Source organism: Paenibacillus sp. AR247 (assembly GCF_002968895.1).
Lineage (GTDB): Bacteria > Bacillota > Bacilli > Paenibacillales > Paenibacillaceae > Paenibacillus_AQ > Paenibacillus_AQ favisporus.
On record NZ_PCZT01000009.1, the window covers coordinates 2,014,784 to 2,017,633 of the forward strand.

Here is a 2,850-nt window from a genome sequence, read left to right on the forward strand (position 1 = left end):
CGGAAACGCCCCCGGCCATTCGCCGAACCGGTGCCTGGAGCTAGTGACAAAGCTGTATCCCACAGCCAGGGGGTCCGCGCTATTTTTTAGAATCAGCATGACTTCGGTCTGATCGTCCAAATAATCCTTCAGCATCAGCAGATGCCTCCGCAGCGAGTCGCCGACGGCCACAGCCGTAACCTGGATCACGCCTCCGCAGCCCGGTCCTTCCCCCCAGGACAGCGGATCGGCAGCGTCCAGGTCGAAAGTATAGGTGTGCGGAACCCCGGCTGCCAGCAGCTCCGGGACGCGGGATGCGATATCCGCTTCCAGGCAGCCGGTGCTCAGCACGCCGACCTGCGTTCCGTTCTCGAACAGCAGCATGGATGCGCCCTCTTTACGGTAGGAGCTGCCCTCCACCCGGGTAATGGTCGCAAGCACGCTGCGCTCTCTGCACTGCTGAAGTGCTTCCAGAATCCGATGAATGTCTTCCAAGCGCGTTCCTCCTTTTAGCAGCTGCCGGCTGCCGGGCCGCCTTCCTTGTTCGCTGCCAGCGCCGCCATGATCGCCCCGTGGATTTCTTCATACGAGGTGCAGCGGCATATGTTCGATTCCAGCCACAGCCGGATGGTCTCGGGATCCGCGTCCGGATGGGCGCTCAGCAGCCCGTGACCGTTCATGATAAATCCCGACGTGCAGTAGCCGCATTGGAATGCCTGCTTTAGGACAAATTGTTCCTGGACCGGCGAATGCTTCAGCCCTTCAATCGTGGTGATGCGCTGTCCGTCGGCCTCTACGGCGAGCATCAGGCAGGACTTCATCGGCAGCCCGTTCAGGATGACGGTGCAGGCGCCGCAGTCCCCGTTCTCGCAGCCTGGCTTGCACCCGGTTAAGCCAAGGTGGTCCCGGAGGGTGTGCAGCAGCGTCTCCGCCGCACGGACCCAGAGCCACCTGCGCTCCCCGTTGATCTCCAGCTCCAGCGGGTAGATCGCATTCGAGTTCGAGCTTGCGCTTTCCAGGACGTTCACCTTCCTTCCAAAGCATGAATGGCGTCTTTGACGGTTTGCTTAAATAAAAGAGCCGGTAATCGGCCGTGCCTTCCGTATTGGTCAGCGGCGGTGCCGGGAGCTGTCCTGCTGCCTTGTGGGCCCGCTCTTCCGCAGATCTGCCGCTCTTCACATGAACGACGGCAGAGATCAAATTCACGGTCCGTCACGGTCTGCAGCAGAAACTCTCCGGGCTCCAGACGGATCTGCCCGCGGAAGACCTGGTGGATCACAGCCTCCCTGACTCCGCCTTTCCCAGCGATGACCAAACGGCTGTCGGCCACAAGCAGCGGGAGAACCGCTTCCCTGTAATAGATTCGGCCGCACAGGTTGCCGCCGAGCGTGATTTTGTTGCGGGACGTCTGGTCGGCGACGCCCTGGGCCGCCCTGCCGAGCAGCGGGAAGAGGTTCGATCCGGTAACGGCGGACAATGTGACACAGCCGCCGATGATCAGGTCATTTTCGCGGTATTCCATGACACTGCACTCGGGGATCGCCTTTAAATCGACGACCGCACCCGGGTGATCCTCGTTCAGTCTGGCCATCGTAATGATTTCCGTCCCTCCGGACCAATACATCGGATGCTTGCCCTGGGCTTGCAGCGCCTGATAGGCATCGGCCGCCTCTTTCACCGAAGACGGCCGGTAATATTCAAAGTCAAAGGGTATCATGGGCCGTCCTCCAGATCCGCTCCGGGGTAAGCGGAAGCCGATTTAGCGCGATGCCCGTTGCTGCCGACAAAGCGTTGGCAAGTGCAGCAGGCATGCCGATAATGCCATGCTCGCCGATGCCCCGCAGGCCGAATGGCGCCTCCGCATTCGGCGTTTCGACGAAATCGACGAAATATGCCGGCTGCTCTCCGTAACGCAACATGTGATAAGTCCGGAACTGCGGATTCAGCACCTGGGCCTCGTCATTGAACGCAAAGGCCTCCCTGCTGGCAAGGCCCAGCCCCATGCTCATGCCTCCGGTTATTTGGCCGCGGGCGAAAACCGGATTGATCACCCTGCCGGCATCAATAACGGTTGCCGCCTGCAGGATTCGGTAGCTAAAATCCCTCGTATCCAGCTCCACCTCCACCATCTGTGCGCCGACCGTCCATTCCGGGCCCGGTTTTCCTTTGCCGGTCATCGGGTCCAGCTCCTTAATATCCCGCATCGCATAGCTGCCGCGGCCGATGACCTGGCTTCCAATCGTTCCCCCCTCCGGAAGTTTGTATCCAAGAGCAATCTTGGTGATCTCAATGCCGATCCCCGGATCCCGCTTGCTGTAAACCCTTCCGCCTCCGATTTCCAGCTCAGCCGGTGGGAGCTGAAGTACCCGGGCGGCCGTGTTCTTTAGCTGTACGATGGCATCGTGCGCCGCCGCCCGAATCGCGTTGCCGACCAGAAAAGTGCTGCGGCTTGCGACGGTTTTCCACAGCTGCGGCTCGGTCTCCGTATTGACGTCAGTGCTGATCGATACTTTGTGCACATCCATTCGGAGCAGCTCGGCTACCATTTGGGTGAGGGACGTCCGAGTGCCCTGCCCGATCTCCACAGCGCCGCAGAGCAAATTCACGCTGCCATCGGCATTGAAGATGATGACCGCCCCCGCACCGGCATCGGCGGGGGTATTGGAATTTTTCCACATACAGCATACGCCCCTGGCTTTGACAAAGTGGCCTTTTGCTTCAATCAAGGGCTGCTCATCCCATCGGATCATATCTTTCAGCTTGGCGATGCACATCGGGAGATTGCCTACCGTACTCCGGTCCAGCAGCGTTTGCGTCGGCGTCGTGTCACCGGGCCCGATAGCATTCAGAAAGCGGAACTCCAGCGGATCC

4 protein-coding genes are annotated in these 2,850 nt (G+C 60.2%); all 4 read right to left on the bottom strand.

The window, feature by feature from the left end; all coding sequences use genetic code 11:
- Positions 1–474, bottom strand: a 474-nt coding sequence (locus CPT76_RS17910) for an XdhC family protein (protein ID WP_181152902.1), incomplete at its 3' end; no start/stop codon positions are given.
- A 14-nt stretch (positions 475–488) separates the two neighbouring features.
- Positions 489–1,007: a (2Fe-2S)-binding protein gene (locus CPT76_RS17915; protein ID WP_308737610.1), complete on the bottom strand. Its 519-nt coding sequence runs from the start codon at positions 1,005–1,007 to the stop codon at positions 489–491.
- Positions 1,004–1,696, bottom strand: a complete 693-nt coding sequence (locus CPT76_RS17920) for an FAD binding domain-containing protein (protein ID WP_105443802.1) — start codon at positions 1,694–1,696, stop codon at positions 1,004–1,006. The genes CPT76_RS17915 and CPT76_RS17920 overlap by 4 nt, the downstream gene beginning before the upstream one ends.
- Positions 1,683–2,850, bottom strand: a 1,168-nt coding sequence (locus CPT76_RS17925) for a xanthine dehydrogenase family protein molybdopterin-binding subunit (protein WP_181152903.1), incomplete at its 5' end; no start/stop codon positions are given. The genes CPT76_RS17925 and CPT76_RS17920, both read right to left, overlap by 14 nt.